The sequence below is a fragment of the Solicola gregarius genome (assembly GCF_025790165.1).
Taxonomy (GTDB): domain Bacteria; phylum Actinomycetota; class Actinomycetes; order Propionibacteriales; family Nocardioidaceae; genus Solicola; species Solicola gregarius.
On sequence record NZ_CP094970.1, the window covers coordinates 2,296,494 to 2,320,571 of the forward strand.

Annotated in this window: 30 protein-coding genes; 12 read left to right on the top strand and 18 right to left on the bottom strand. The window is 68.3% G+C overall.

The genetic code is table 11. The features are described from left to right. Nucleotides 1-64: 64 nt before the first annotated feature. Together L0C25_RS11415 and L0C25_RS11420 are read right to left on the bottom strand one after the other, a co-directional pair. Nucleotides 65-1,183, bottom strand: coding sequence for a hypothetical protein (locus L0C25_RS11415; RefSeq protein ID WP_271636615.1), 1,119 nt, complete (start codon nt 1,181-1,183; stop codon nt 65-67). A 100-nt stretch (nt 1,184-1,283) separates the two neighbouring features. Continuing rightward, nucleotides 1,284-1,430: a hypothetical protein gene (locus L0C25_RS11420; protein WP_271636616.1), complete on the bottom strand. Its 147-nt coding sequence runs from the start codon at nt 1,428-1,430 to the stop codon at nt 1,284-1,286. 31 nt (nt 1,431-1,461) lie between these two features. On the opposite strand from L0C25_RS11420, the gene L0C25_RS11425 reads away from it, so the two are divergent. Continuing rightward, entirely contained in the window at nt 1,462-2,517 is a 1,056-nt protein-coding gene (locus L0C25_RS11425; RefSeq protein ID WP_271636617.1) for a DUF3048 domain-containing protein, read from the top strand. 114 nt (nt 2,518-2,631) lie between these two features. Here the strand turns inward: L0C25_RS11425 and L0C25_RS11430 are convergent, their stop codons facing one another. The 4 genes from L0C25_RS11430 to L0C25_RS11445 all read right to left on the bottom strand — a co-directional run bounded on the left by L0C25_RS11430 (nt 2,632) and on the right by L0C25_RS11445 (nt 6,892). Further along, nucleotides 2,632-3,063, bottom strand: a complete 432-nt coding sequence (locus L0C25_RS11430) for a hypothetical protein (protein WP_271636618.1) — start codon at nt 3,061-3,063, stop codon at nt 2,632-2,634. Then, complete coding sequence (locus tag L0C25_RS11435) at nt 3,060-3,959, bottom strand: hypothetical protein (protein ID WP_271636619.1); 900 nt, start codon at nt 3,957-3,959, stop codon at nt 3,060-3,062. Before L0C25_RS11435 ends, L0C25_RS11430 begins: the two co-directional genes overlap by 4 nt. A 208-nt stretch (nt 3,960-4,167) precedes the next feature. Beyond that, nucleotides 4,168-5,571 (bottom strand): FAD-binding oxidoreductase, encoded by a 1,404-nt coding sequence (locus tag L0C25_RS11440; protein ID WP_271636620.1) that lies wholly within the window; start codon nt 5,569-5,571, stop codon nt 4,168-4,170. A gap of 214 nt (nt 5,572-5,785) precedes the next feature. Then, nucleotides 5,786-6,892: a winged helix DNA-binding domain-containing protein gene (locus L0C25_RS11445; protein ID WP_271636621.1), complete on the bottom strand. Its 1,107-nt coding sequence runs from the start codon at nt 6,890-6,892 to the stop codon at nt 5,786-5,788. A 93-nt stretch (nt 6,893-6,985) separates the two neighbouring features. Between L0C25_RS11445 and L0C25_RS11450 the strand changes: the two genes are divergently transcribed. Next, nucleotides 6,986-7,561, top strand: coding sequence for a GNAT family N-acetyltransferase (locus L0C25_RS11450; RefSeq protein WP_271636622.1), 576 nt, complete (start codon nt 6,986-6,988; stop codon nt 7,559-7,561). Between the two features lie 14 nt (nt 7,562-7,575). Here the strand turns inward: L0C25_RS11450 and L0C25_RS11455 are convergent, their stop codons facing one another. Continuing rightward, the gene (locus tag L0C25_RS11455; RefSeq protein ID WP_271636623.1) at nt 7,576-8,562 is read right to left on the bottom strand and encodes a GGDEF domain-containing protein; all 987 of its coding nucleotides are present in this window, start codon (nt 8,560-8,562) and stop codon (nt 7,576-7,578) included. A 9-nt stretch (nt 8,563-8,571) separates the two neighbouring features. Between L0C25_RS11455 and L0C25_RS11460 the strand changes: the two genes are divergently transcribed. Continuing rightward, nucleotides 8,572-8,937 (top strand): hypothetical protein, encoded by a 366-nt coding sequence (locus L0C25_RS11460; protein WP_271636624.1) that lies wholly within the window; start codon nt 8,572-8,574, stop codon nt 8,935-8,937. A 137-nt stretch (nt 8,938-9,074) separates the two neighbouring features. Here L0C25_RS11460 and L0C25_RS11465 read toward each other — a convergent pair whose 3' ends face one another. Next, the gene (locus L0C25_RS11465; RefSeq protein WP_271636625.1) at nt 9,075-11,204 is read right to left on the bottom strand and encodes a DEAD/DEAH box helicase; all 2,130 of its coding nucleotides are present in this window, start codon (nt 11,202-11,204) and stop codon (nt 9,075-9,077) included. A 374-nt stretch (nt 11,205-11,578) separates the two neighbouring features. Between L0C25_RS11465 and L0C25_RS11470 the strand changes: the two genes are divergently transcribed. After that, nucleotides 11,579-12,580, top strand: a complete 1,002-nt coding sequence (locus L0C25_RS11470) for a Dyp-type peroxidase (protein ID WP_271636626.1) — start codon at nt 11,579-11,581, stop codon at nt 12,578-12,580. Then, the gene (locus L0C25_RS11475; protein WP_271636627.1) at nt 12,577-13,380 is read left to right on the top strand and encodes a family 1 encapsulin nanocompartment shell protein; all 804 of its coding nucleotides are present in this window, start codon (nt 12,577-12,579) and stop codon (nt 13,378-13,380) included. The genes L0C25_RS11470 and L0C25_RS11475 overlap by 4 nt, the downstream gene beginning before the upstream one ends. Nucleotides 13,381-13,393: 13 nt before the next feature. Here L0C25_RS11475 and L0C25_RS11480 read toward each other — a convergent pair whose 3' ends face one another. The 3 genes from L0C25_RS11480 to L0C25_RS11490 form a co-directional block, all read right to left on the bottom strand. Continuing rightward, nucleotides 13,394-13,855, bottom strand: coding sequence for a VOC family protein (locus L0C25_RS11480; protein WP_271636822.1), 462 nt, complete (start codon nt 13,853-13,855; stop codon nt 13,394-13,396). A 69-nt stretch (nt 13,856-13,924) separates the two neighbouring features. Beyond that, entirely contained in the window at nt 13,925-14,293 is a 369-nt protein-coding gene (locus L0C25_RS11485; protein ID WP_271636628.1) for a hypothetical protein, read from the bottom strand. Further along, complete coding sequence (locus tag L0C25_RS11490; RefSeq protein ID WP_271636629.1) at nt 14,290-15,051, bottom strand: SAM-dependent methyltransferase; 762 nt, start codon at nt 15,049-15,051, stop codon at nt 14,290-14,292. Before L0C25_RS11490 ends, L0C25_RS11485 begins: the two co-directional genes overlap by 4 nt. Before the next feature lie 123 nt (nt 15,052-15,174). On the opposite strand from L0C25_RS11490, the gene L0C25_RS11495 reads away from it, so the two are divergent. Then, nucleotides 15,175-15,366, top strand: a complete 192-nt coding sequence (locus L0C25_RS11495) for a hypothetical protein (protein ID WP_271636630.1) — start codon at nt 15,175-15,177, stop codon at nt 15,364-15,366. A gap of 16 nt (nt 15,367-15,382) precedes the next feature. On the opposite strand, the gene L0C25_RS11500 is transcribed toward L0C25_RS11495, so the two are convergent. The 4 genes from L0C25_RS11500 to L0C25_RS11515 form a co-directional block, all read right to left on the bottom strand. Next, entirely contained in the window at nt 15,383-15,616 is a 234-nt protein-coding gene (locus L0C25_RS11500) for a hypothetical protein (RefSeq protein WP_271636631.1), read from the bottom strand. 84 nt (nt 15,617-15,700) lie between these two features. Further along, the gene (locus L0C25_RS11505) at nt 15,701-16,162 is read right to left on the bottom strand and encodes a YybH family protein (protein ID WP_271636632.1); all 462 of its coding nucleotides are present in this window, start codon (nt 16,160-16,162) and stop codon (nt 15,701-15,703) included. Nucleotides 16,163-16,173: 11 nt separating this feature from the next. Continuing rightward, on the bottom strand, nt 16,174-16,737 hold the full coding sequence (locus tag L0C25_RS11510; protein ID WP_271636633.1) for a dihydrofolate reductase family protein: 564 nt from the start codon (nt 16,735-16,737) through the stop codon (nt 16,174-16,176). A 75-nt stretch (nt 16,738-16,812) separates the two neighbouring features. Continuing rightward, nucleotides 16,813-17,271 (bottom strand): aminoacyl-tRNA deacylase, encoded by a 459-nt coding sequence (locus tag L0C25_RS11515; RefSeq protein WP_271636634.1) that lies wholly within the window; start codon nt 17,269-17,271, stop codon nt 16,813-16,815. A 63-nt stretch (nt 17,272-17,334) separates the two neighbouring features. Here L0C25_RS11515 and L0C25_RS11520 point away from each other — a divergent pair, with 63 nt between their 5' ends. The 3 genes from L0C25_RS11520 to L0C25_RS11530 are packed head-to-tail and all read left to right on the top strand — an operon-like array spanning nt 17,335 to nt 19,319. Continuing rightward, on the top strand, nt 17,335-17,721 hold the full coding sequence (locus tag L0C25_RS11520) for a hypothetical protein (protein ID WP_271636635.1): 387 nt from the start codon (nt 17,335-17,337) through the stop codon (nt 17,719-17,721). Between the two features lie 24 nt (nt 17,722-17,745). After that, nucleotides 17,746-18,117: a YciI family protein gene (locus tag L0C25_RS11525; protein ID WP_271636636.1), complete on the top strand. Its 372-nt coding sequence runs from the start codon at nt 17,746-17,748 to the stop codon at nt 18,115-18,117. Continuing rightward, nucleotides 18,114-19,319: an RNA polymerase sigma factor gene (locus L0C25_RS11530; RefSeq protein ID WP_271636637.1), complete on the top strand. Its 1,206-nt coding sequence runs from the start codon at nt 18,114-18,116 to the stop codon at nt 19,317-19,319. The genes L0C25_RS11525 and L0C25_RS11530 overlap by 4 nt, the downstream gene beginning before the upstream one ends. On the opposite strand, the gene L0C25_RS11535 is transcribed toward L0C25_RS11530, so the two are convergent. Then, on the bottom strand, nt 19,309-19,743 hold the full coding sequence (locus tag L0C25_RS11535) for an SRPBCC family protein (protein WP_271636638.1): 435 nt from the start codon (nt 19,741-19,743) through the stop codon (nt 19,309-19,311). The two genes, L0C25_RS11530 and L0C25_RS11535, sit on opposite strands and share 11 nt — an antisense overlap. 23 nt (nt 19,744-19,766) lie before the next feature. Here L0C25_RS11535 and L0C25_RS11540 point away from each other — a divergent pair, with 23 nt between their 5' ends. Beyond that, nucleotides 19,767-20,321 carry a TetR/AcrR family transcriptional regulator gene (locus L0C25_RS11540; RefSeq protein ID WP_271636639.1) on the top strand — a complete coding sequence of 185 codons (555 nt, stop codon included), beginning with the start codon at nt 19,767-19,769 and terminating at the stop codon, nt 20,319-20,321. A gap of 6 nt (nt 20,322-20,327) precedes the next feature. Here L0C25_RS11540 and L0C25_RS11545 read toward each other — a convergent pair whose 3' ends face one another. Next, on the bottom strand, nt 20,328-21,206 hold the full coding sequence (locus tag L0C25_RS11545; RefSeq protein WP_271636640.1) for a LysR family transcriptional regulator: 879 nt from the start codon (nt 21,204-21,206) through the stop codon (nt 20,328-20,330). 121 nt (nt 21,207-21,327) lie between these two features. Between L0C25_RS11545 and L0C25_RS11550 the strand changes: the two genes are divergently transcribed. Further along, entirely contained in the window at nt 21,328-22,725 is a 1,398-nt protein-coding gene (locus L0C25_RS11550; RefSeq protein ID WP_271636641.1) for an MFS transporter, read from the top strand. Between the two features lie 21 nt (nt 22,726-22,746). Here the strand turns inward: L0C25_RS11550 and L0C25_RS11555 are convergent, their stop codons facing one another. Then, nucleotides 22,747-23,085: a hypothetical protein gene (locus tag L0C25_RS11555; protein WP_271636642.1), complete on the bottom strand. Its 339-nt coding sequence runs from the start codon at nt 23,083-23,085 to the stop codon at nt 22,747-22,749. Nucleotides 23,086-23,240: 155 nt separating this feature from the next. Here L0C25_RS11555 and L0C25_RS11560 point away from each other — a divergent pair, with 155 nt between their 5' ends. Next, the gene (locus L0C25_RS11560; RefSeq protein WP_271636643.1) at nt 23,241-24,044 is read left to right on the top strand and encodes a matrixin family metalloprotease; all 804 of its coding nucleotides are present in this window, start codon (nt 23,241-23,243) and stop codon (nt 24,042-24,044) included. Nucleotides 24,045-24,078: the final 34 nt, after the last annotated feature.

Genomic DNA, 24,078 nt, shown 5'->3' on the forward strand with positions numbered 1-24,078 from the left:
CAGCGAGCGGGGCTTCGTCGGTGACCGGGCGTCGGACTTGGGCCCTGCTGTCTGGTCGCTCGGGTCATTCTTGAGCGCTGTCCGGAGTGGTGCTTGATCGCGATGATCGGTGAGGCGGGCTGCCGGTGGTCCCGTGGGAGCGGCGGTACGCCAGGACCGGCTGGTAGCGGTCGTGCATGGTTGTGATCAGGCTGACCAAGCAGAGGAAGAAGAGCGTGTCCCAGCCGGCGCCGCTACTGCCGAGCACGCGGTCGGCCAGAAGGACGAGGGCGACGTTCGTCGCGATGCGCGCAAGCACGGCGTACGCCGCACTCTCGATGGTCCACCGGCGCCGGGAGGCAAGCAGCGTGATGCCTGCGTTGATGACCACTAGCGCGCCGATCGCCACGAAGAGCTGCAGGCTGTCGTGGTCGACGCCGGGGAGGATCTGGCCGTAGATCTCGGCGACCAGCCCGACGAGGACCACTTTCTCGAGTGTCATCCAGGACCACACCCAGCCGCCGGCGACTCGGACCGCGGCGAGGTCGCCGGCGTTGTCGACCGCGGCCGGGACCGGGCCGGCGCCGACCTCGATCGCGTGCGAGGGCTCGGGTAGCCGCGGCCGGACTACGAACCAGAGCACGGCGGCACCGCCGACGATGAGGGACGCGAGGAGCCAGCGGGTCCACGGGTAGTCACGCAGGGTGTCGGTGACGTCGAGCTCGGCGATGTGCAGCCAGTATTCCTGCGGAAGCTTGATGAAGATCCAGATCGCGGCGGCGGTGATCACCCAGGTCCGCATCCGCACGGTCGCGGTGGACCAGCGGGTGCGCACCAGCTCGTAGGCGATGAAGAAGTACTCGAAGGTGTTCGGGAAGATCAGCAGCACCGCACGCTCGTGGGTGAGCTCGAAGATGAAGCTACCGGCGAGCCGGTAGTAGAACAGGAACCGCGCGACGACGAACGCGCTGTGGTTGTTCCAGTTGCGCATGGTCGTGAGGTAGGCGATGGACAGGTAGAAGATGTCCATCGCCTTGTCGTAGGACTGGTAGCCGGGCGGGTCGTAGCCGAACAGCTGGAAGATCGTCTGGTCGATGCCGTCGAGGACCAGGCAGGCGACGATCGCCGGGATCGGGAACCGCGGGATCAGCAGCGGCACCGCGAAACGCCCGCCCACCACCAGCAGAAACACGAACTGGTCCACGGAACGTCATCCTACGGGCAACGATCGCGGCCAGGACACCGCCGACAGCGACGTCGATCTGCGCTACGTCTTTAAGCCGGGCGCCCGCCTGGGCTTCAGGCTATTCGACCTGGAGGACGAGCTCGCTGCGCTGTTCGGCCGTCCGGTCGAGTTGGTCGGGCGGCGTGAGCTCTTGCTGCTGCGCGAGATGCGCGACGCCGCCGTGCAGATCGAGGGCGTCGTCGCGATAGCGCCCCATCTGTCTCATGCGGCGGACCAGGGCCTGGCGATCGGCCCGGGTGTCGCGTCAGGCTGGGGTGATGATTTCTGTCACCAGTACGCATCCGGTCCGTGTACGTGCCATGGTCGTTCTACTTACCTGCGTGGCTTTGAGCAGTATGGGCCTCAGCGGCGCCGCCGAGTCCAGAGCGGCGGTGCGCGACGATGCCGCGAGTCCGGGTGGTCAGGCCGGAGATGACCACGGGAAGCGGGTGGTGACCTCTCCGCTGACTGGGTTGCCGGTCGCCGGCGATGGCTTGGGCAAGCCGGTGAGCGTGGTCAAGGTCGATAACACCAGCCACTCTCGACCCCAGGTCGGTCTGGACCGAGCCGGTTTGGTCGTCGAGGAACTCGTCGAAGGTGGGCTGACGCGGCTGGCCGCGTTCTACCACAGCGACTACCCGGAGGTCGTCGGCCCGGTTCGTTCTATGCGCCTCACCGACTCCGGCATCGTTCTTCCGGCCGAGGGCCCGCTGTTCGCGTCCGGCGCCGCGCCGGTCGTCAAGCGTCGGCTCGAACGGCGCGGGGTGCGTTGGCGCACCGAAGGGTCGGCAGGATTCTTCCGCGAGCCGTCGCGAAAGGCGCCGTACGACCTGATGCTCAATCTGGCAAAGGCGGTCGCGAAATTCTACGACGTCGAGCAGCCCGCGGACTACCTGCCGTTCTCGGATGCGCCGCTGCGGCGCGGCACCCCCGTCGACCGGTTCAGCGTGTCGTTCTCGTCGGTGAGTACGACCCGCTGGAGGCCGTACGGCGACGGCTGGGTGCGGGCCAATGCTCCGGTCGAGTCTGCCGACGACTTCGCCGCCGACAACGTGCTGGTGATCAAGGCCCGGACGCACAATGCCGACTACGTCGACCCGGGCGGCAACCCGGTTCCGGTGACCGAGTTCCGGGGCACGGGCAAGGCGATGCTGTTCGCGGACGGGAAGATGGCCAGAGCTCGCTGGCACAAAGACGGTTACAAGGCTCCACTCACCCTGCGCAACCGCCATGGCAGGAAGCTGAGCGTGCCCGCAGGTCAAACGTTCATCGAGTTGATCCCCCGCAAACGAGGCTCCGTACACCTACCCTGACCACCGGAAGGCACGCGCGATGGAGCGCTCGCGCTCAGAACCAAGGGGCCGGGCAGCATCAGTCGGTGCCGAACGGCCGGAGACGTCCCCATGTCTCCGGCCGTTCCTGCTTCCTCAGTTGAGCTGCGGCTCTCCCGCGGTGCACTCGCCGCCCCAGCGGTGGTAGTTGCCGCGATCGTCGGCCGCCTTGGTGGCGCCGCTCTCGTGCGAGCTGCCCTTCGCCCCGCGGTGGATGCACAGCGTGACCGCATCCGGCGAGGTGTACGAGTCGTAGATACGCACGTGGTCAGCACCGGGCTGGTAGTAGCCGTTGTTGCGCCACCAGTTGTCGTCGTTGACCATCGACGGCGGCCACGCGTCGTTACCCACTGCGCGGAAGCGCGTGATCTGCGAGCCGTCCGTGCCGTCCCAGACACAGAACCCACCGGCACCGCAGGTCGGGTAGTCCTTGTCGTCGATCGTGCCGGCGCTGGCCGAGCCAGAGCCGACGAACAGTACGGCGCCGATCGCGGCCATCATGGCGAAGATCGCCAGTAGTCGTTTCACAGTCGTTCCTCCATTTCCTTTAGTTCCTTGCGTTCGTTTCCCCCGTCGCGTGCGTTGGCCGCGACCGAGATGCGCTTCGCCTTCCGAAGCGCGCGTACGGACATCTGCTGGTATGCCCGCACGTACGCGGTGTTGTCCGCGTAGACCTTGTGTTGGTAGTGCTCCTCGAGCCGCGTCCCGATGCGGGTCAGGCCGGTGGCCTCGGCGCAACGTGCCTCGGCGATCGCCGTACGTCTTTCGTCGGCGGTGGTTCCCTTGAATTCGAGGCGCAGTTCGGACGGGTTCTTCGTCTCGTACCCGCGGTGGCGCATGCAGATCCGCCAGGCGCGTTCGACCTTGCGGTATTGAGGATTCATCCCCACCGCGCGCCGGTATTGGCCGCCGAGATTCTCCACGCGGGTGCTCGTCCGGAACCACCGGCCGAAGTCGCCGTACAGCGCGCGCTGCGCCGCCGACGTGCAGCCGCGAGTACTCGCGGACACCTCGGTTCCGCCGATGCGTACGGACACCTCGTGCGCGACGTCGCCATTGAGCGCGACCAGGTACTGCCGCGACCTCGTGTCCGACAGGCCGTGGAAGTAGCGGCCGTTGGCGTTGCCGTCGCGAGACGGGTCGACCTGTTCGCCGCGCGCAAGGCCGTGCGTGCGCGCGTAGTCGACATCGTCGTTGCCGTACGGCAGATCCGCCGGTGGCTTCGGAGGCGCCGTGAGGAAGATCCGGAAGCCGTGCTGCTTCATGCAGCGCTGGGTCAGGATCCCTTCCGCACGGGAGATCTGGGCGCGCTCGGCCTTGGTGAGCGTACGTCCCTCGGGTGCCCCGTCCGCGGACTCCCGAGGTGCTCCGCAGCCGGCGATGGTGACCACGATCGCGAGGAGCGCGATGAGCAGGCGATGCATGACGACCCTCCGTACATTCCTGACGTGCATGACGTCGAGGACGCTACGAGGGGGTCTTTTCGGAACGCTGTCAATCCGCTGTCGGCGTGAGATCGGCCGATCCGGTCAGGGGTAGGACAGCATCGGCGACTGTTGTTAGGGGCCAAGTACGCCGACGGGTATGACGTGCACGCCGTCGTCCCGGGTGTAAGCGAGCGTGGTGCAGGCGTCAGGTCGCCGGCGCGCCGCTCTCCTCGGGCCGCGGCAGCGGGTGGTTGGCGAGGAGGACGCGATGGGGGTCCACCGCACTGCGTACGTCGACGAGTCGCCGCCACACGTCGTCGTGATAGGCGGTCCGCAGGTCGACCGGGCGCTCGCAGAAGTTCAGGTACTGCCGGCCGCCGGAGTACGGCGTGAGTGCGGAGACCAGAGCGGACGCGTCGCGGAGGCCGGCCGCGCCCAGCTCCGGCGTTGGGGCGAGCGCCACGCCGAAGGCGAGGAACTGTGCATCCAGGTGCGATAGAACACCACCGGGGTCCGGGCGGGACAGCGCCCCACCGAGCTGCCGGAGCTCGCCCATGAGCAGTGAGCTGTCCGCGTCCGGTCCGACGTGCTCGAGGTACGCATTGAGGGCCGCGTCGGGAAGCGCCTGCAGCATGGTGCTGTCCGACACGAACGGCAGGGCACCTTCAGGATCCATGTGCAGTCGTACGAGCGACGCCGCCGGCACCCGGGCGAACGTGTCGAGCTCGGGACGAAGCGCCCGCAGTCCGGCGAGCAGCTCGCTGCCGTACTCATCGGAGCCGAGCACCGCACCGTCGACGATCGCGATCCGGCGGCCCCGCAGGAACTCGGGGATGTCCGGCAGGTCGGGGAGCCGCATCGCCCGGAACGAGGTGGTGATCTCGTCGGGCGCGCTGGGCGCCCACGCGGCCCACTCGCGCAGAACCGGCTCCACGTCGGCGAGGTCCCACATCAGGATCCCGGCGTACGCCGTGGCTATGTCGTACATCCGGAACTCCAGAGCGGTCACGACTCCGAGGTTTCCGCCACCGCCGCGTAGGGCCCAGAACAGTTCGGGGTCGTGGGTCGCGTCCGTCCGGACAGGTGTGCCGTCGGCGAGGACGAGCTCGACGGCCGTGAGGCTGTTGGTCGCCAACCCGTGCTCGCGCGCGTACCAGCCGATGCCGCCGCCCAGTGAATAGCCTGCGACGCCCACATCGGGGGACGAACCGTGCAGGACGGCCCGGTCGTACGCGGCCGCCGCAGTCACAGCGGGGTCCCAGAGCGCGCCGCCCTCGGCCCGGACGACGCCACGTGCGGGATCAGCGACCGCCTTGTCAAGCGCGTGGGTCCGGACGATCACCACGTCGTCGAGCGCTTGTGCCGCCAGAGCTCCCGCGCCGTGTCCGGTGCTCTGCGCCGCCACCCGGAGATCGGCGCGTGCCGCGAGTCGGACGGCGGTGGCGACCTCGGCGGGCGAGCGAGGTACCACGACTGCTGCCGGCCGCTGGTCGACGGCGAGGTTCCACGGGGTCCGTGCGGCGTCGTAGGTTTCGTCGCCGGGCAGGTGCACACATTCACGGGGGAGGTCGCGCAGTGCGAGCGCGGCTGGGGATTCGGTGGCGGTCATCGCTGCGTCTCCTTCGTGAGAAGTGCGCCTGCTGCGTCGGGTGGCGAAGGACGCAGCTCAGTGACGCGCTTCTCGGTACCTCTCCCATGAAACCCGACGCCACCGGATCCGTTTGCGCTTTGTCAAAATCGGCTGTGCGGGTGCCGGCGAACCCGACTGCCCCTCAGCCCCGTCTACGGCGTCCCCATTGCTGTCCGCGCGTCGGCGGCTCCCGTCACGGCCGGATCATCCGCAGCTCGCCCGTCAAGCCGAGGAAGCGTCCGATGTCGTGGGCGGCCGCTTCGATCTGCGGCTCGATGGCGGTGGCGTTCTCGAAGGGCTCGACCTCGACCGTGACCTGGGTCTTGGTGCGCTTCTGGCCCCAGGTGCCGACCACGCGACCGTCGTGGAGGACCGCGGGTTTGACGAAGCCGCCGGCCTGGATCCGCTTGGCGAATCGGGGATCGAGTACGAGGTCGCGGCTGGCGTAGCTGAGGAGATACTCGTCGAACATGCCGATGAGTTCGACCGAGGGCTCCTTGCGCGGCTTGCTGCGGGTGGTGCCCGAAATCGTCCAGGCCGCGTTGTTGGCGGCGTCGACCTCGGTCAACTCCTCGGCGACCAGTTCGAACCCGTGTCGGGCATGTTTGGCGGGCAGGCCGCTCCACCGTTTGAGGTCCTCGGCGGTCACCGGTCCGCGCGAGGCGATGTAGCGACGCGTGAGCTCGGCCAGCGCGTCGTCGCCTTCGAGCTTGCGCTGCTTCCCGGCCAAGTCCTCGATGAGCACATAGGTCGGCTCGCCCTTCTCGACGTCTGGGCCGCGGCAGATGAGTCCGGTCATGGCGGCGTAGCCGATCAAGTGAGCGGGGCCCTGGGTTCTGAGGTCGAGCGAGATGCCTTTGGTACGAAGGTTCTCGACCAGCTCGGCACGCGTGAGCGGACCGTGCTCGGCGACGGTGTCGCGTAGCGCGGGTACCGCCTTGTCCAGCAGATCGTCGCCGAGCCCGAGCTGGTCGCGGCGCCGCTGGTCGGCGGCGGCGAAGATCGGACCGAGCAGGCCGACGATCCAGCCGACGTCCTCGGCGGCGATCATGTGCAGGGTGCCGCGCATGGCCCAGATGCGCACCAGGGCGCGGTCATCGTCGTGCTTCGTGCGTACGTCCTCGGCATCGACACCGAGGGTGCGGGGCCGCAGCGCCATCCGAGCCGCCGGCATGTCCTGGGCTTGCACGCCGACGAGATCTCGCACCACCTCGACGACATCGCTGCTGCGACGACTACCCAGCCGATGCGCACGCGCTCGGGTCATCCGGGTCTCGTCGTCGGTGAGTTCTCGCAGCACGCCACCGACCTTAGCCAGCGAGGCGACCGCGACGACAAGGGTCGGAACTCATTGCCGTTCGTCGATGTCGGTGGGCCGTGGTGGGATGGGCCGATGACGTGGGAGACGCACCCGGTGACGCCCGACCGTTTCGAGGACTTCGCGGACGTCATCAACCGCAATCGTCGCGCGAACCACTGCTGGTGTCTGTCGCACCGACTGCGGGCTCGTGAGATCGAAGAGCTCGGCGCCGGAAGTCGCGAGCAGGCCATGCGACGACTGTGCGAGCGTGACCATCCCCCAGGGGTGGTGACGTACCGCGACGGCGAGCCGGTGGGGTGGTGCAACATCGGACCGCGCACCGAGATCACGCGGCTGACGGGTTCGCGTCTCATCCGGCCCACCGACGACGTTGCTGTGTGGAGCATCGTGTGCGTGGTGGTCCGCGCGGGGCATCGTCGGCAGGGTGTGACGTCGCGTCTGATCGAGGGCGCGGTTGCCTATGCCGGCTCGCACGGTGCGCCGGCCGTGGAGGCGCATCCCGTCGATCCGCCCGGCCGGATGGATCTCACCATGGCCTTCGTCGGCACGAAGGCGATGTTCGAACGAGCCGGGTTTAGTGTCGTCGGCACCACCGACGCGGTGGCGAGCGGGATGCCACGCCTGGTCATGCGAAGAGACCTCGACTGACGCCGCCTCAGATCTCAGCGAGCGCGGACAAGCGCCGCGTCGACGGCCGCGAGCAGGTTCGCGCCCCAGCCGGAGAGATTCTCCGTCAAGAAGTCGCCGTAGATCTCGATGAGCCATCCACTACCGGTGTCGTCCGTGCCGCCGGCACCGATGACACTGCGGTATCCGAAGTACGCGAGGATCGCCCGCTCCGCCTCGGGGCCGTCGGTCAGGGTCGCGTCGAAGGTCGCCCCGGCGAGCGCGAGGCGCGTCGCCGAGAAGTCGTCGAGACGGTACGCCTTGGGCTCGAGCACCACTGGATGCTCGGGTTCGTCCCAATGCAGTGGCCGTTCGCGGGTCTTCCCGCACGCGATGTCGACGACCGCGTCACCGACCTGTCGACTGAGCCACCACGCGGCGGCGTTCGCCTCTTCGGCGATGAGCTCCGCTGCGTGTACGAGCCGCTTCTCGACGGTCTGGTCGGCGCGGAGTTCGATGTCCAGCTGGGCGAGCAGGGACTGTGTGGTGCGCACCGGCTCGGCGGGAGCCTTGGTCGGGATCGCGCGCCCGGGATGCGAGCTCTTGTTCACGTACAACTGGGCGTCGGCCAGTGCGAGCAGCCCATGTACCGCGACGGACGGTGACCTGCTGCCAGGAGCGTCACCGGCAAGTCGGGCGTACCCACGGGCGAGCCCGGTGCCGTCACCGAGGTCTGCTGCCGCCGCGTCGATGCGCGCAGTGGCGGCTTCGACGTCCTGCACACTTACGCCGACGGCCGCGATCGCGAACTCGTCGCCGCCGATGCGGGCCGCGACCGCCTCCGGCCCGAGCCCGCCGGCGACGTCCGCGAGGATCCCGGCCACCCGGTGGAGCAACCGGTCTCCCGCTCGGTGCCCGAATCGGTCGTTGATCGTCTTGAGCCCGTTGACGTCGGCGAGGATCAGCGAAACCGAATGGTCGGCGCGGGCGAACGCGTCCAGCAGGTGCCGTTCGAGCAGGGCCCGGCCGGGCAGTCCGGTCACCGGGTCGTCGTGTACGACGCCATCACCGGTGGTCGGGAGCATCCGGCCGAAAAGCGCAGCCGCGACGACACCCGCGGAGAGGTCGTCGGCACCTGGTCGCCGGTCGAAGACCAGGTGGAGGACGGCTTGACCCGGTGGATTGCGGATCATGAAGCCCGCGACCCAGCCCTCCTCGGACCGGACTTCGGAAAGGGATTGCTGTCCCCGCGGCCCCGGCAGCGTGCAGAGCCCATCCGTACTCCGGCCGTCGAGACGCTGGATATGCCGTCGGCCATCCGGCTCCTCGACCCGGCAGATGTGTACGTCGCGCAGCCGGAGGCCCTGTTGAAGGACCAGAAGCGCTTGGCCACCGGCCAGCGCACCCGGCTCAACTGACGCAGTGGCGATCGCTGCCAAGGCCTCGAGGTGCTGACTCACTCACGGTTTCCTTCACGCTCACTCCGGCGATAGTGCCTGGTACTGACTGTAAGCGGCCGAATCCGTTCTGTTCAGGGAATCGTTGACTCGCCCGGCTAGTGCGACGATGACAACGTCTCGGTCAACAATCCGATGAGCGCCTCGAGCTGCATATCGACTGCCGCCGAGCCCTCGTGGGCGGAACCGTCGAGCGCCCTGGACGCAAGACCCGCCTTGCCGTCGATCAGCTCCGCGATCTGACCGTCGAGCGTACGCGCGGCGATGATGCGCCAAGCGGTGACGGGCTCCGTCTGCCCGATGCGGTGAACGCGGTCGATCGCCTGCGTCTGCTCGGCATCGGTCCAGGACAGCTCGGCGAGCACGACGTTGGAGGCGGCTTGCAGGTTGAGCCCGACCCCGGCCGCGGTCAGCGAGCACACGACGACGGCGACGTCGGGATCTTCGCTGAACGCCTCGACGTTCTGCTGCCGCGCCTTGGTCGTCTGGTCGCCCCGGATCGATACGTGGCGGATGCCTCGCTGGGTCAGGAGGGCCTCGGCACGGTCCATCACGTCGACGTGTTTGGCGAACAGCACGACCTTGCCGACACTTCGGGCCAACTGTGCCGCGTAGTCGGCGGCCGGGTCGGCCTTCGCCTGGCCGATGCGACGCATCATGGCGAACACGTTGTCCTCGGAGTCCGACGCGGCCTCGTAGTCGCGCTCCCGCTTGGCGACCAGGCGTACGAGATCGTGATCGATACCGTCGATGACGACTCCAGGCTCGCGCGCCTCGAGTGCCTTCTCGTAACGCGAGAGAAGACGTCGCGCCAGCCGCCGCTCGGTCTCGCGGATCGAGCGCCCGGCCTCCTCGCTCAGCTCGACCGGCATGTCGGCAATGCGGCGGGACGGGATGTCGGCGGCCACCTCGACCTTGCGACGTCGGACGATTCCGAGGTCGATCACCGATGATCGCGCGGCGCGGTAGAAGCCGCGGTCCGCCGGCGTGAGTCCGGTGTCCTCCAGCGAATCCATCAGAGCCGCCAGCGGCTTCTTGTCATCGATCCAGCCGAGGAACTGCCAGATGGCCTTGAAGTCGCCGATGTCGTTTATCAACGGCGTGCCGGTCAGGGCCATCAGCAGTGGGCGGACGACCCGAGACCGGATCCGATCGGAGAGCTCGAGTACGTGCTGCGAGCGCTGGGACGACTTGTTCTTGATGAAGTGGGCCTCGTCGACGACCATGCCGCGAAAGCCGAGATCGCCGAGCCAGCCGACGTGGCGGTCGAGCACCTCGTAGTTGATCACGACGATATCCGCGAAGCCGTCGATCGTTTCACCGTCACCATGGATCGCGGTGGCCGACCTCTTCGGCGTCCACATACCGGCCTCGTGCACCCAGTTGGTCTTGACCACGTTGGGCACAACGACCAGCAACGGGTACGCGTCTGCTGCCTGCGCGGCGAGCAATGCCTGCGCCGTCTTGCCGAGGCCGGGCTCGTCGGCGAGCAGGAACGTACGGTGTCCCGACGCGACGGAGGCGATGAGACTTGCTTGGTGCGGCATCAGCTCGAGCTCGCCCGGCACCTGAACCGACGCGGGCTCCGGCAACGTCATGCAGGCGGGTGCACCGTCGCTGGCGGACTCGAACGACCTGAACAGCGGGCCGAGCAGCTCCCAGCTCTCCAGACGGCGAGGACCGGACCTGCTCTGCCCGACGGCACTGAAGTCGGGCGTGAGGAACGGGTTGGCGAGCTTTCGCGATACGACCGACTGCGGCACGACCCGGCGCTGGGTGGCGGGCTCCGAGGGTACGACTTCCGTCGACGCGACGTCATCGAACTCGGCCTCGAGGCCCGCGTCCCTGACCATCTCGCGCTTGACGACCCGGGCCTCATCGGAGACGACCGCGTCTTCGGCCAGGAGTTCAAGGAGCGAGGCCTCCCGCGCGGCGGCTCTCGCGAGGTTCGCCGCGACCTCCTCGATACGTTCGAGCTGCCCGGCCCGGCGGTTGTTGCTCATCGACTGGTCGGACTTGATGTCGGCCCGCGCCTGACGCATCAACAGCGCAATGGCCTGGACCTTCGCGCGTAATGCGGGCGTCACCCGTCCCTGCTGAACCCCGCGCTCGACGTCACGGACGGCCCGGGTGAGTACCGAGGCGATGCCGCGTTCGCGTACGCGCGACCGATCGCGACGCTGCCCGCGACGGCGCGCGTCTGACGGCTGCTGGCTTCGTCGAGCCACGACAAGCTCCTCTCGTGCAATCGGCACGCCGCGCTGACATCAAACGTCCGCACGCCGACCGCGCTGGGCGATGGGACCGCTAGCGAGTAGTGCAGCTGGCTCTGCGGTGGTCCTTCTTGACCACTGCGTGCCACAGATTGACGCAAGGACGCGCGTACACAAACGAGGATGTCGCTATACGGGCCACCGAGGGCGGGGCCGATCAAACCGGTCGCCCATCGACTGGGCGACTTGTAACTAGACGCATCATACCGTTGCCGAGCATTCCGCGATACTTCGGGCGCCCTGATAATCTCGCAAGCATCCGGCGAAGCCAGAGAACTGTCTTGGGTGGTGCGAATGGATCGTGTGGCTCGAAAGCGCAGGACGTACTGGTGCCACCCGCGAAGGCCGCGATCTTCCTCGTGGTCACGGTGCGGCCGGGGGCAGAGGATGACGTACGCGAGCTGCTGGGCGACGTTCCCAGCCTGACGCAGGCGGTGCGGTTCCGAATTCCCGAAGGCAACCTCACCTGCGTGGTCGGCATCGGCGCGGAGCTGTGGGACCGCGCGTACGACCAGCCGCGCCCCGCCGGACTGCACCCGTTCGTTGAGCTGGAGGGCTCCAAGCACGTCGCGGTCGCGACGCCAGGTGACATCTTGTTCCACCTCCGGGCGGATCGGATGGACCTGTGCTTCGAGCTGTCCCGCCAGCTCATGCAGCGGCTTTCGGGCCGCGTGGACGTCGCCGACGAGGTACACGGCTTCCGGTACTTCGACCAGCGAGACCTGATGGGCTTCGTCGACGGCACGGAGAGCCCGACGGGTGCGGCCGCGGTCGACGCGGTGCTCATCGGCGGCGAAGATCCGGCGCACGTTGGCGGCAGCTACGTCATCGTGCAGAAGTACCTGCATGACCTCGGAGCCTGGGACGCATTGCCGGTCGAGGAACAGGAGCGGGTGATCGGCCGCGAGAAGCTCAGCGACATCGAGCTCCCCGACGACGTGAAGCCGTCGAACTCGCACGTCACGGCGAACACCATCGTCGACCCCGATGGCACCGAGCGGGAGATCGTACGAGACAACCTGCCGTTCGGCGCGGTCGGCTCCGATGAGTTCGGCACGTACTTCATCGGGTACGCCGCCGACCCCGACGTCACCGAGCAGATGCTCCGCAACATGTTCATCGGCGACCCGCCCGGCAACTACGACCGGATCCTGGACTTCTCCACGGCAGTCACCGGGTCGCTGTTCTTCGTACCACCTGCGGATTTCCTGGAAGACCCGGACGCGACCGTCGCGGTCGTGTCCGAGGTGCCATCCACGCCGGTCGACGCCCGACCGGATGCGGACGGATCGCTTGCCATCGGCAGCTTGAGAAGGAGTGACAGATCGTGAACAACCTGCATCGGGAGCTCGCGCCGATCTCGGACGCCGCCTGGACCGAGATCGACGACGAGGCGCGCCGAACCTTCAAGCGTTGGATAGCCGGCCGCCGGATCGTCGACGTCGTCGGTCCGGCCGGCGGTGACCTCGCGGCGGTGGGGACGGGCCACGTACGCCCGCTCGACGATCCCGCCGAGGGTGTGACCGCTCGCCTCCGCGATGCGCAGCACGTCGTCGAGCTGCGGGTGCCGTTCTCTGTCACCCGCGAGGCCGTCGACGACGTGGAGCGCGGCGCACAGGATTCCGACTGGCAACCGGTGAAGGATGCAGTGCAGGCGATCGCCCTGGCCGAGGACCGGGCGATCTTCCACGGGTCGACCGCTGCCGGGATCACCGGTATCGCGGCAAGCAGTTCCAACGCCGCGCTGAGCCTGCCGTCCGACGTCCGCGAGATCCCCGAAACCGTCGCCCAAGCGCTCGGCGCGCTGCGGCTCGCAGGGGTCGGCGGACCGTACTGCCTGCTGCTCTCGGCGAGCCTCTACACCGAGGTCTCCGAGACGACCGACCACGGCTATCCGATCCGTGACCACATCGCTCGGCTGCTCGACGGCGAGATCATCTGGGCGCCCGCGCTCGAGGGCGGAGCGCTGCTGATGTCGACCCGCGGTGGTGACTATGCGCTGCACCTGGGTCAGGACCTGTCGATCGGCTACCTGTCCCATGACGCCGAGCACGTTCACCTCTACCACCAGGAGTCGCTGACGTTCTTCGCGTACACCGCGGAGGCGAGCGTCTCGCTTCCGGAAGGCTGAGCGGCCCGGGACCTCAGACCACGCAGAACTCGTTGTCTTCGGGATCCAGCATCGATACGTGGTCGAGGGTGCCGGCGGTGGAGTAGCGCTCGAACACGGTGGCGCCGGCGGCGAGCAGCTCGTCGACCTTGGCGTCGATCCGCCGCGTTCGCTCGTCGGCGTCGACGTGTCGGCCGCCGGAGACTTTCAGGTCGAGATGGAGGCGGTTCTTCGCCCGCTTCGGCTCGGGCACCTTCAGCAGCGAGAGCCCCGGTCGTACGCCATCGGGATCGGTGATCACCGCGCCGTCGTCCCATTCTTCCCGCGGTACGTCATGGTCGACGAGGAACGCCTCCCAGGTGTCCCAACCCGCGGGAGGGGGCGCTTCGACGTACCCGAGTGCGAGCGACCAGAACCGCGCTTGCCCTACCGGATCTGCGCAGTCGAGCGTCATGCCGAGTGCCGGTAGCGTCGCTGTGTCGTCCGTCGATGTCATCACGCCTGCCTTCGTACGAGCCGTCGCGTACGCCCACGCTAATCCTCGTTGGTGACACCAGCGGCGCAGTCAGGCAGGACTCCGCGCGAAGATGATCGCTCCCGGCACGCTGTCGTCGGGTCTGAACACCATTTCGGCCTCGATCGTGAACCCCGCATCGCGAAGCCAGCCTGCGACCTGGCCCGGTGGGCGGTGGTGACTGTCGACGTTGATCGGGCGACCTGTGTATCCCTCGGACGTGTGCTGCGGCCCGTGACTGACGTCGGCGACGGGCCCGCCTCCCGCCTCGCGCACCAGCTCGGCGAACAACGCGAGGCTCGTACGCAGGTAGGGCCGCTCGCCGAGCAGGCCGCGCACCTTCTCGGCGTAGCCGGAGGCGTCAGTGTCGTACGAATCGCGCGTGTCGGCGAGCCAGCCCTCGTCGTCGTCGGTGCTCATACCGCGACCAGCTGGAGGTACGCCAGGCCGAGCACACCGCGATAACCGCGCAGGTACGCATCGCGTTGACGACGCGCCCTGGACCGTGCCTCATCGGCATCGGGGTGGTCCGGAGGGTGCTCCGACACCCAGCGGGTGTAGCACGCGGTGAACCCGGACTCGAACTCGTCCCACTCGTCCACGCTCGCCTCGCCGATCGCCATCGGCATGAACCCGGCTTCCTCCGCGAAGTCGACAAGGTTTGCCAGATCGACCATCTCGTCCTCCGGACCGCCGAGTGCCGCCGTCGCCTCACGGGTAGGAGGGACCGACCAGATGCCGTCGCCGAAGACGACGTGTGCGTCGCGATCGACCAACGCGCGCAGGCCGGCAAGCGCGCTGGCGTACGGCAGGCGCTCGTCGTCGGAGTCGCGTCGCCAGATCTGCGACGCGCCGATCGAAATCACCGCCGCAGGGGTCCTGGGAGCCGAGGTACGACCATCGCCGGCGACGAGCGCGACGCGGTCGGCGAGACCACGTGCCGCGGCGAGTTTGCGTCCGTGCGCGATCGCCTCACCGTCGAGATCGATTCCGACGCCGGTATGCGCATCGGACTGTTCGACGGCGCGCAGCAGCAGCTCCGCCCAACCGCAGCCGACGTCGACGATCGTGCCCGCCGGAGCCGCGGCCAGGAACGACGCCAGCTCTTCGGCCCGCTGATCGGACAGCGGGGACATGAAGGTGAGGTCGACGTACGGAGGATCGAGCCGGAGTGCCATGCCGGGTTGTCTATCGGTCCGCGCCGGATGTCGCAATCCAATTCACGCTCCCGCCATGGCTCTCCGTTACGATCAATCACGTAGCGTCATAGTTTTCCTGTGAGGAGTATGGACGGGGCCGCAATGACCGAGCCGGGACAGGACCGCAAGACTCGGACCGAAGCCGAGGTCGAGGACCTATATCAGCGGGGCTGGAACGCGGCGGCGGAGATGGGTTCTGTCGAGAGGTTCCAGGTGTATCGGCAGTGGTACCGCGAGCGCATGGATCCGTTCTCGGTCGGCTTCCGCGACTGCACGCTGCGCACGATGGACTGACCCGGACGGCAGCGGCTCAGCCGGGCTTGGCGTTACGCATCCGCTCCGGTGTCCAGTACTTCGCCGCGTCCTCGCGCTCGTCGGGTGAGACCGTCTGCGAGATCATGTCGCCGTCGTCGTGGGTACGCCCGGACTCGCCGTTGCGCTCGTCGTCCTCGGACGCGCTCGTCCAGGTGGTGCCGGCGATCGCGAGCGTGACGGCAAGAATCCCCGCCAGTGGAACGGCGACGGTCGGGTTGATGCGCTTCATCGCGGAACCTCCTCGTGTGCATGTCGTGAGGCTCAGACGTACGGCTCTGCGTATTGGTTCCACACAGCCGTCGCCGCGGCCGCTCTACGGCGTCAGATCGACCGCGGCGCGGAAGGTGCCGTCCGGACTCATGTCCATGTAGAACGGCGTCGACTCGTGCAGGTGTGCGATCCGCCAGCCGCCGCCGACCTTACGTAGGCCGGCCGTGAAGCGGAACCAGAGCGTGAAGCTCTCGGGTGCCCCTGCAGGTGTCGCGGTGAGGCGGTTCAAACCATGGCAGTACGCGACGTCGCCGCCGACGCTGATCTCGAGATCGCGTACCGCGTGGTCGATGGGGCCGTCGAAACCTGCGAACCAGGCGCGAACGGTGCCCGGATCGACCGACGTCGACGTCTCCTGTCGCAACGGCGGCGCGAGGCTGTACTCCACGACGTCGTCGGTGTAACGCGCCACCATGGCGTCGGCGTCGCGACCGCGCATAGCGGTCGCGGCGACGTCGATCAGATCGCGGATCTCGGCCTCGTCGTGTGTCGTATTCGTTGTCATCGTGTCTCTCCTCATCTGTTGGAGCCGGGCTCGGCCGGGTGGTATGCCGCGCTCAGTACGCCGCTGCGCAGCGGCGTCACCTCGACCAGATCGAGACCGACGTGGTCGGCGAGCCCATCGAAGAGGTGCGTGCCCGACCCGACGGCGATCGGCAGGATGTTCAGGTGCAGCTCGTCGAGCATGCCCGTCTCCAGCAGCACGCGGACGAGCCTTGGGCTCCCCGGCACCAGGATGTTCTTGCCGGGTTGACTTCTCAGTGTTCGGAGGGCCTCGGTCAGCTCGCCGGTCAACAGCCGGCTGTTCGTCCACTCGACCGACTGCAACGTCGTCGAGGCGATGTACTTCGGCGTCTCGTTCATGAACCGCGTCATCGGACTGTCGGGCTGAGCGGGCCAGAGCTCGGCGAACTCCAGGTACGTACGGCGGCCGAGCAGGATCGCGTCTGCCTGCGCGATCCCTGCCTCGATTCCGGCGAGTGCCTCCGCGTCCAGGTACGGTGCCTGCCAGCTGTCCGACCCGCCGGAGTCGACGACTCCGGCGAGCGATGCGTACAGCCCGGCGACGATCTTGCGCATATCTGCCTCCTTCGGGTCCGGGAGGTTCCCGGCGCCTCTCGAGGAGGTGTAGAAGCTAGGCCGGCGATTTCGACATCAGCCGGTCAGCGGTACGACCGTTGCGTCGTACGCGGCGACGAGGTCGGCGGCATCGACGACGATGCTGTGCCGATGGCTCCCCGAACCGATCGCGACGCGGCCCGAGATCGAGGCGTCGACGAACACCGGCCACGGGTGATGGCAGCCGATCGGCGTGATCGTGCCGCGCTCGTATCCCGTCGCCGCGCGCGCCTCGTCGGCATCGGGGAGGCTCATCCGGTTCGCGCCCGCGGCTGCGCGCAGGCGCGGCCACGACAGCGTCCGGTCGCCGGGCACGAGCGCGAGTACGTAGTCGCCGGCGCCGCGGCGTATGACGAGCGTCTTCACGACCTGGAGCGGCTCGACGCCGAGCGCGGCGGCGGCCTCCTCCAACGAGCGCGCCTGCGGACGCTCGCGCACCTCGATCGCCAAACCGCACTCGCGTGCGTCGGCGCGTGCCCGCGCGGTACCGTCCACAGAACCGTCCATCACCTCGCCCAACGCCGGGCGACGCTGCCGGATTCCGCCGAAGGGAGAGCCGTGAGTGACGCGTTCGCCGACTTCGGCCACACCGAGCAGGCGGCGGCACGACGCGCGGAGAAGGTACGTGCGCTGGCGTCGTACTGCTGGGAGCGGGCATTGGGGTCGGCCGACTTGCAGACGATGACCGACGCCGCGCGGCGGCGCCTCGCCCGCGCGGCCGACGTACATCCGCCGTCGTCGTGGGAGACGTGGGGACTCGTCTGCGATGCGCTCGATGACAAGGACGCCTGGGCGAAGCGCAACCCCGCGCATCCGGCGGCGACTCGGTCCCACGCCCTGGGCCGCGCCCAGTGGGTCGAGTCGCAGACGCTGCCACCGCCCGGTCCCGCGAAGCCGGTGCGTGGTGACGACGTCCCCCTCTTCGGCGACGATGGCGACAGGTAGCCGTTCGATGCCTTGGAGGCGGTCGTGAAGTACCTGATCCTGATCTACGACAATCCGGCGTCCCGCGATATCTGGCTGTCCATGCCCGACGATGAGCGCGTCGAGGGCGTACGCGCGTACGTCGCGCTCACGGCCGACCTCGAGGCGTCCGGCGAGTCGATCGCGCACGAGGCGCTCGACCGCGCGTCCGCCGCCAAGCAGGTCGAGGTACGCGACGGCAGGACGATCGTCACCGACGGGCCGTTCGCGGAGGCCAAGGAGGAGCTCGCGGGGTTCTACCTCGTCGACTGCGACGACATGGACCGCGCCGTCGCGTACGCGGCGCGGATCCCGGAGGCGGAGTTCGGCAGGGTCGAGGTGCATCCCACCATCGATCTGAGCGATATCGGCCTATGACCGAGGTCGAGCGCCTGCTGCGCGAGTCCGCTCCGAAGGTGGTCGCGGCGCTCGTACGCAGGTATGCCGACTTCGACTCGTGCGAGGACGCGACCCAGGAGGCGCTGATCGCCGCGGCGACGCAATGGCCGGACGACGGCGTACCCGACAACCCCGTCGGCTGGCTGGTAAGAGTCGCGTCCCGCCGGTGGATCGAGCAACGGCGCAGCGACGACGCCCGGCGGCGCCGCGAGGAGACGGTCGCGGCGAAGGAGATCGGGCAGTATGCGCCGGGATCGGATGACACGCTCGCCCTGCTGATGCTCTGCTGCCATCCCGCGCTGACGACAGAGTCGCAGGTCGCGTTGACGTTACGCGCCGTTGGTGGGCTGACCACTGTCGAGATCGCGCGCGCGTTCCTCGTATCCGAGGCGACGATGGGTCAGCGGATCAGCCGCGCCAAGCGCGCGGTTCGGGACGCGGGCGCCGACTTCTCCATGCCGCCGGAGTCCGAGCGAGCGGAGCGCGCCGCTGCGGTCGCGCACGTGCTGTATTTGATCTTCAACGAGGGCTACACCGCGAGCACCGGCGACACCCTCGACCGGGTCGACCTCACCAGCGAGGCGATCCGGCTGGCCCGCCAACTTCGGGACCTGCTCCCGGAGGACGGCGAGGTGGCGGGCGTCCTTGCGCTGATGCTGCTGACCGAAGCGCGCCGCCCGGCACGTACGTACGCGGACGGATCGCTGGTGGCGCTCGCGGACCAGGACCGCTCGCTGTGGGACGCCGCGCTGATCGCCGAAGGTACGGAGCTGGTCACCTGGGCGCTCGAGCACACGCCGATCGGGCCGTACCAGCTGCAGGCCGCGATCGCGGCGCTGCACGACGAGGGGAGCCGCGCCGAGGACACGGACTGGCGGCAGATCCTCTCGCTCTATGACCTGCTGCGCATCAGCGCCCCCGGCCCGATGGTCACGTTGAACCGCGCCGTCGCGCTCGCCCGGGTCGCCGGACCCGAGGCGGCACTCGCCGAGCTCGCCGACGCGGAGGCGGATCCGGCCCTCGTCGGCCATCACCGGCTGGAGTCCGTACGCGCGCACCTGCTCGAGCTGTCCGGCGACGTCGACGGGGCCAGGCGGAGCTACCTGCGCGCCGCGCAGGCAACCGGCAATGCCGCTGAGCGGTGCTACCTGCAGGCCCGCGCCGAACGGCTCAGCTCTTAGACCGGGCGCGCTCCTCGGCGGCGCGTTTCGTACCCGCCAACTCCATCTGTACGTACTGCTTGGCGCGCTTGCCGGTCATCAGCTGGGCCAAGGGCGAGAGCAGGCCGTGTTGGTCGATGCCGAGCGTCAGCCTCGTGCCGTCGCTCGTCGCCCGGACATCATGCGAAGCGACGATCGTCACGCCGAGCGACGACGTCTGCCACACGAAGCTCCGCCCCTCGCGCCAATCGGTGACGGTCCAGGTGAGCAGGGGGATCTTCGGCTGCTTGACCTTCGCCGTACTGCCGACGCCGAACGCACCTTCCGAGGTCACCCGGACCTCGTCCATCGAGTCGGTGACCGACGGCCACGACTCGACATCTGCCACAACCGCCCAGACGTCGTCGGGAGAGGCATCGACCTGGGTGGACAACTCGAACTCCATGACGTCAATGTACCATTTGGTACATGCCGACGGAAGCGCGTACGAAGCTGGTGGACGCCCTGCTCGAGTACGCCGAGGCGAACGGCATCGCGCACGCGAGCCTGCGGGACATCGCGACGGGTGTCGGCACGAGCCATCGCATGCTCATCCATCACTTCGGGTCGAAGGAGGGCGTACTCGTCGCCGTCATCACCGAGATGGAGCGCCGCCAGCAGGCGGCGCTGACGACGTTGGCCGACGGTCCGGACCTCGCCGCGCCCGACGGGCTCTGGTCGGTGTGGGAGCGATGGGCCGACCCGGACCTGATGCCGTTCGAGCGGCTGTTCTTCGAGCTCTACGGGCAGGCGCTGACCGGGAGGCCATGGGCCGTACGCCTGCTCGACGGTGTCGTCGACGACTGGATCGAGCCGGTCGTCGCAGTACTGCGGGCCGCCGGGTTCGCCGGCACCGACGACACGGACGCGAGGCTGGCCATCGCCGTCACCCGTGGGCTGCTGCTCGACCTCCTGGCGACCGGTGATCGTACGGCCACCGACGCCGCCATGCGCCGCTTCGTCGATCGGTGGGCGACGGGCTGATCGTTGTCAGGCCTGGGTCAGTGCATAGAGCAGTGGACGAAGTCGGTTGGCGGCGGCGTGGTCTTCGCGCCAGATGAGCCGCAACCGTAGCGGCGGTGCCGGGACGTCGATGGCTTCGAGGCGCCCGGAGTCGAGGTCGGCTTGGACTGCGAACTCGGGCAGTAGCGCGATACCGCGGCCTGCGGTCACCCACTCACGTACCTGTGCCAATCCGCCGACGGCGGTGAGATCGACGTCGGGGCCGAGCCACCGTCGGGTGGCCATCCAGAACGAACAGCGCGGCTCGCGCCCGACCAAGCCCTCTGTGTTCTGGACGTCCTTCATGCTCACCCGGTGTCCGAGAAGTGGATGCTTCGGCGGAGCGACGACCGTCATCGCGACATCCCGGACGTCCAGATACTCCAAGTCCGAGCTCGGCCTCGAGAAACCGAGATCGCCGACGTGTTCACCGGCGTCGAGGAGTACCACAGCGTCGATCTCACCGTGTTCGAGCGCGGCGAGGAGCCGACTACGGTCGGAATCCGGGTGGAGACGCACGTGGAGATCCGGGCGCGCTTGCCGTAGATCGTCAAGGATCGCCGGTAGGAGCTCGTCTGCGATGGAAGCCTGTGCCCCAACGCTGAGGCCTGGTGGGGCGTGGAGCCGGTCCGCCGCACTGTCGAGCGCTACCAGGGCTTCGGCCGCCGCGACGAGATAGGGGCGACCGGCAGCGGTCGGGTGCATGCCGGCGCGGTCGCGAGTGAACAGCGGTGAGCCGAGGTCGGACTCGAGTCGACGCACCCGATCGGAAACCGTCGACGGCGCCAAACCCTGGGCCGCCGCAGTCTTGTTGACGGTCTGGTGCTGCAGGAGCGCGATGGCGGTCCGGAGTTGGTCCAGGTCCACGTGCTCACTCTAGGCAGGAGTTCGGGTATTCCGAACGCTGATGCGGCAGTGCCGGTCGAGCCCCAGGCGGTGAAGGACGAGCGTAGGGCATCAGCTTTCCGCTCCGGTCCAAGGAGAATCCGTGTCCGCAACATCATCCATCCCGGCTCAACGCCAACGGGCCCGTCGACCGACCGGACAGCTCGTCGGCATCTCACTGGCCTATTTCATGGTGCTGCTGGACACCACGGTGCTCGCCGTTGCCGAGCCCACCATCATGGCCTCGCTCCACACCGGGGTGGTCGGCGTCGGCTGGGCCACCACGATCTATACGATGGCGTTGGCATCCGCATTGGTGTTCGGCGGGAGTCTCGCCGACCGTCTGGGTGCCCACCCGGTGTTCATCGTCGGAGTCGTTGGATTCGGCGTAGTGTCTCTGGCCTGCGCACTCGCGCCGAACCTCGCGCTCCTCCTCGTGTTCCGGACACTGCTCGGACTCTTTGCCGCGGCGATCATCCCGAGCTCGCTGGGCCTGATCGCCAGCCTGTATCCCGAGCCCGGACCCCGCGGACGAGCCATCAGCGCGTGGGCAGCCATCAGCGGTGCCGCCATGGCCGCCGGTCCCATCCTGGGCGGGTGGCTCATCGCCATCGACGGCTGGCGCGCCGTCTTCGTGATCAATGCCCCGATGGCGCTCATCGTGCTTGCCCTCTGCCGAAACCAGATCGCGAGCACGCGGCACAGCCGCACCGTGTCCTGGCTCCCCCATCTTGGGTTGGCGGCAACGCTCGCCACCGCAACGCTCGCGATCACCCAGGCTGGTCAACGGACCTGGGCCCTGGCGGCAGTGTTCAGTCTCATCGCCCTCGGGCTGGGGTACGGCACGACGAGGATCGACCGAACCTCGCCCGCACCGATCGTCCCGGCGGTCCTGCGCCGCAACCGTGCGGTGTGGAGGGGGTTCGGATGGGCTGCGGCAGTCAACTACGCGCTCACCACCGTGATCTTCTCCATCCCGCTCCTGCTCCACGGGACCGCACAGAGTGCGGGGGCGACGTTGCTGCCGATGACACTGCTGGTCGCACTGAACCCCTTGGCTACGGGCCGTCTCGTCACCGCCTATGGACCGCTACTGCCGATCCGGCTGGGCTTTGTCGCGTTCCCGATTGGCCTGGGCCTCGCAGCCTCGGCACTTGCCGACGGTCACCAGCCGTTCGTGCTCGGCCTCGGCCTTCTCCTCTGCGGGCTCGGCGTCTCGTGGACTCTGCCCGCACTGGTCGGGTTTGCCGTCAATCACGCTGATCCCGAAGCTGCCGGATCTGTCGGTGGCATCCTCAACGCCACTCGTCAGGTCGGTGCCACCGTCGCGGCCGCCGTCTCCAGCGTCACCCTGACCCAACACCACGGCAACGGCACGGCGGCCATCCCGTTCGTGATCGCGGCGATCGTCTGCCTGCTCGGGCTCCTCAGTGCCACGATGCCGAGTCTCTCCCGGGCAGCAGGATCACCTCCTGGCAACGACACGGACAAGGCGTCGTGACCCACCGCAGAGAATTTGCATCTAGTCGTCGAGCGGGAGCCAGTCGGCGTCGACGTCACCCGGCACGACCCGTGTCCAGCCGACCTCGCCGTCGGCGACCCGGATCTCGTCGAGGGTCTCCTGTTCGTCGCGCAACTGTGGGTAGTGCTCGAACACCCGCGCACCGGCGTACAACTCGCGCACCGCGGCGTACGCCTCGGCCGCGACGTCCGTCACGGGCACACCCTCGCCGGTCTCGGTGATGACCGCGAGCAGGTCGCCGGATCGTGTCTCCCAGACCCGCAGCCGCCGAGGCGACGGTGGCTCGCCCGCGTACGTGGGCATCTCCCAGGCACGGTCGTCGACCTTCAAACTGCTCATTGAGCGTTGCCCCTCTCTACTCAATACGGACTCGAACAATCGACGCGCCGGCGCGGCAGTCGGTTGCCCGCGCCGGCGGGTGACCGGTTCGTCTCATAGGCTGCGCCCCCAAGCCCGGGCGCCGTCGACCGTACGACGGGCAGCGAGAGGAGAGCGTGACCGTGGAGTTGCGAGCCCGCAGAGCGACCGTTGCCATCCCCGCCGTGCTTGCGTTGTCGGCCGGCCTGCTCGGGGCCGCTAGTGCGGACGACCCGCAAGACTCGGAGGTGTCCGCGAGCGCCAACGCGCGAAAGAGCAAGGGATACAACATCCTGTCCAAGGACGAGGGCTACCCCTACATCGCGCGCTGGAACCCGTGCCAGAAGATCCATTACAAGATCAACGCCCGCAAGTCGCCGCGTGCCGGCTTCGTCAAGGACACCTTGAAGGCCGTCAAGCGGCTCCATCGCGCGTCCGGCCTACGGTTCACGTACCAAGGGCGCACCAAGACCGTGCCGAACATCCACAGCCCGAAGCGGTACAAAGGCAAGACCGACCTGGTGATCGCGTGGACGACACCGAAGAAGCGCCAGGTGCTGAAGAACCTGGGCGGCTGGGGTGGCGGCTACTGGTGGCGGGTCAGCAAGAGGACGGGGAAGTTCACCAAGGGCTGGGTCCTACTCAACAGCAAGTACCGCTACAAGTACCCGAAGGGCTTCGGCAAGGGTCCGCGGGGCGGCTACGGTACGCGCGGGCAGCTGCTGATGCACGAGCTCGGTCATTCCATGGGGCTCGCGCACGTGGAGCGGCGTTCGGAAATCATGTTCCACTACACGTACCGCCGGAAGGCGAAGTGGGGCAACGGTGACCGGAAGGGCCTGCGGAAGGTCGGTCAGCCGGCCGGCTGTATCCGTTCGAAGGCACCCAACAGCGCACCCGTCCGGTCCGCCAACCCCCACGAGTACGCCGATCAGGGCTGATCACGCGTCCGGTTCGTGGATACGACACGCGGTC

Bases quoted from the DNA above. Each gene is read 5' to 3' on its own strand.
- L0C25_RS11510 (WP_271636633.1), bottom strand. From the start codon at position 16,737: ATGCGCAAGATCGTCGCCGGGCTGTACGCATCGCTCGCCGGAGTCGTC.
- L0C25_RS11500 (WP_271636631.1), bottom strand. From the start codon at position 15,616: ATGAAGCGCATCAACCCGACCGTCGCCGTTCCACTGGCGGGGATTCTT.
- L0C25_RS11490 (WP_271636629.1), bottom strand. From the start codon at position 15,051: ATGGCACTCCGGCTCGATCCTCCGTACGTCGACCTCACCTTCATGTCC.
- L0C25_RS11495 (WP_271636630.1), top strand. From the start codon at position 15,175: ATGACCGAGCCGGGACAGGACCGCAAGACTCGGACCGAAGCCGAGGTC.
- L0C25_RS11435 (WP_271636619.1), bottom strand. From the start codon at position 3,959: ATGCATCGCCTGCTCATCGCGCTCCTCGCGATCGTGGTCACCATCGCC.
- L0C25_RS11505 (WP_271636632.1), bottom strand. From the start codon at position 16,162: ATGACAACGAATACGACACACGACGAGGCCGAGATCCGCGATCTGATC.
- L0C25_RS11555 (WP_271636642.1), bottom strand. From the start codon at position 23,085: ATGAGCAGTTTGAAGGTCGACGACCGTGCCTGGGAGATGCCCACGTAC.
- L0C25_RS11485 (WP_271636628.1), bottom strand. From the start codon at position 14,293: ATGAGCACCGACGACGACGAGGGCTGGCTCGCCGACACGCGCGATTCG.
- L0C25_RS11530 (WP_271636637.1), top strand. From the start codon at position 18,114: ATGACCGAGGTCGAGCGCCTGCTGCGCGAGTCCGCTCCGAAGGTGGTC.
- L0C25_RS11440 (WP_271636620.1), bottom strand. From the start codon at position 5,571: ATGACCGCCACCGAATCCCCAGCCGCGCTCGCACTGCGCGACCTCCCC.
- L0C25_RS11480 (WP_271636822.1), bottom strand. From the start codon at position 13,855: ATGACATCGACGGACGACACAGCGACGCTACCGGCACTCGGCATGACG.
- L0C25_RS11535 (WP_271636638.1), bottom strand. From the start codon at position 19,743: ATGGAGTTCGAGTTGTCCACCCAGGTCGATGCCTCTCCCGACGACGTC.
- L0C25_RS11450 (WP_271636622.1), top strand. From the start codon at position 6,986: ATGACGTGGGAGACGCACCCGGTGACGCCCGACCGTTTCGAGGACTTC.
- L0C25_RS11540 (WP_271636639.1), top strand. From the start codon at position 19,767: ATGCCGACGGAAGCGCGTACGAAGCTGGTGGACGCCCTGCTCGAGTAC.
- L0C25_RS11420 (WP_271636616.1), bottom strand. From the start codon at position 1,430: ATGAGACAGATGGGGCGCTATCGCGACGACGCCCTCGATCTGCACGGC.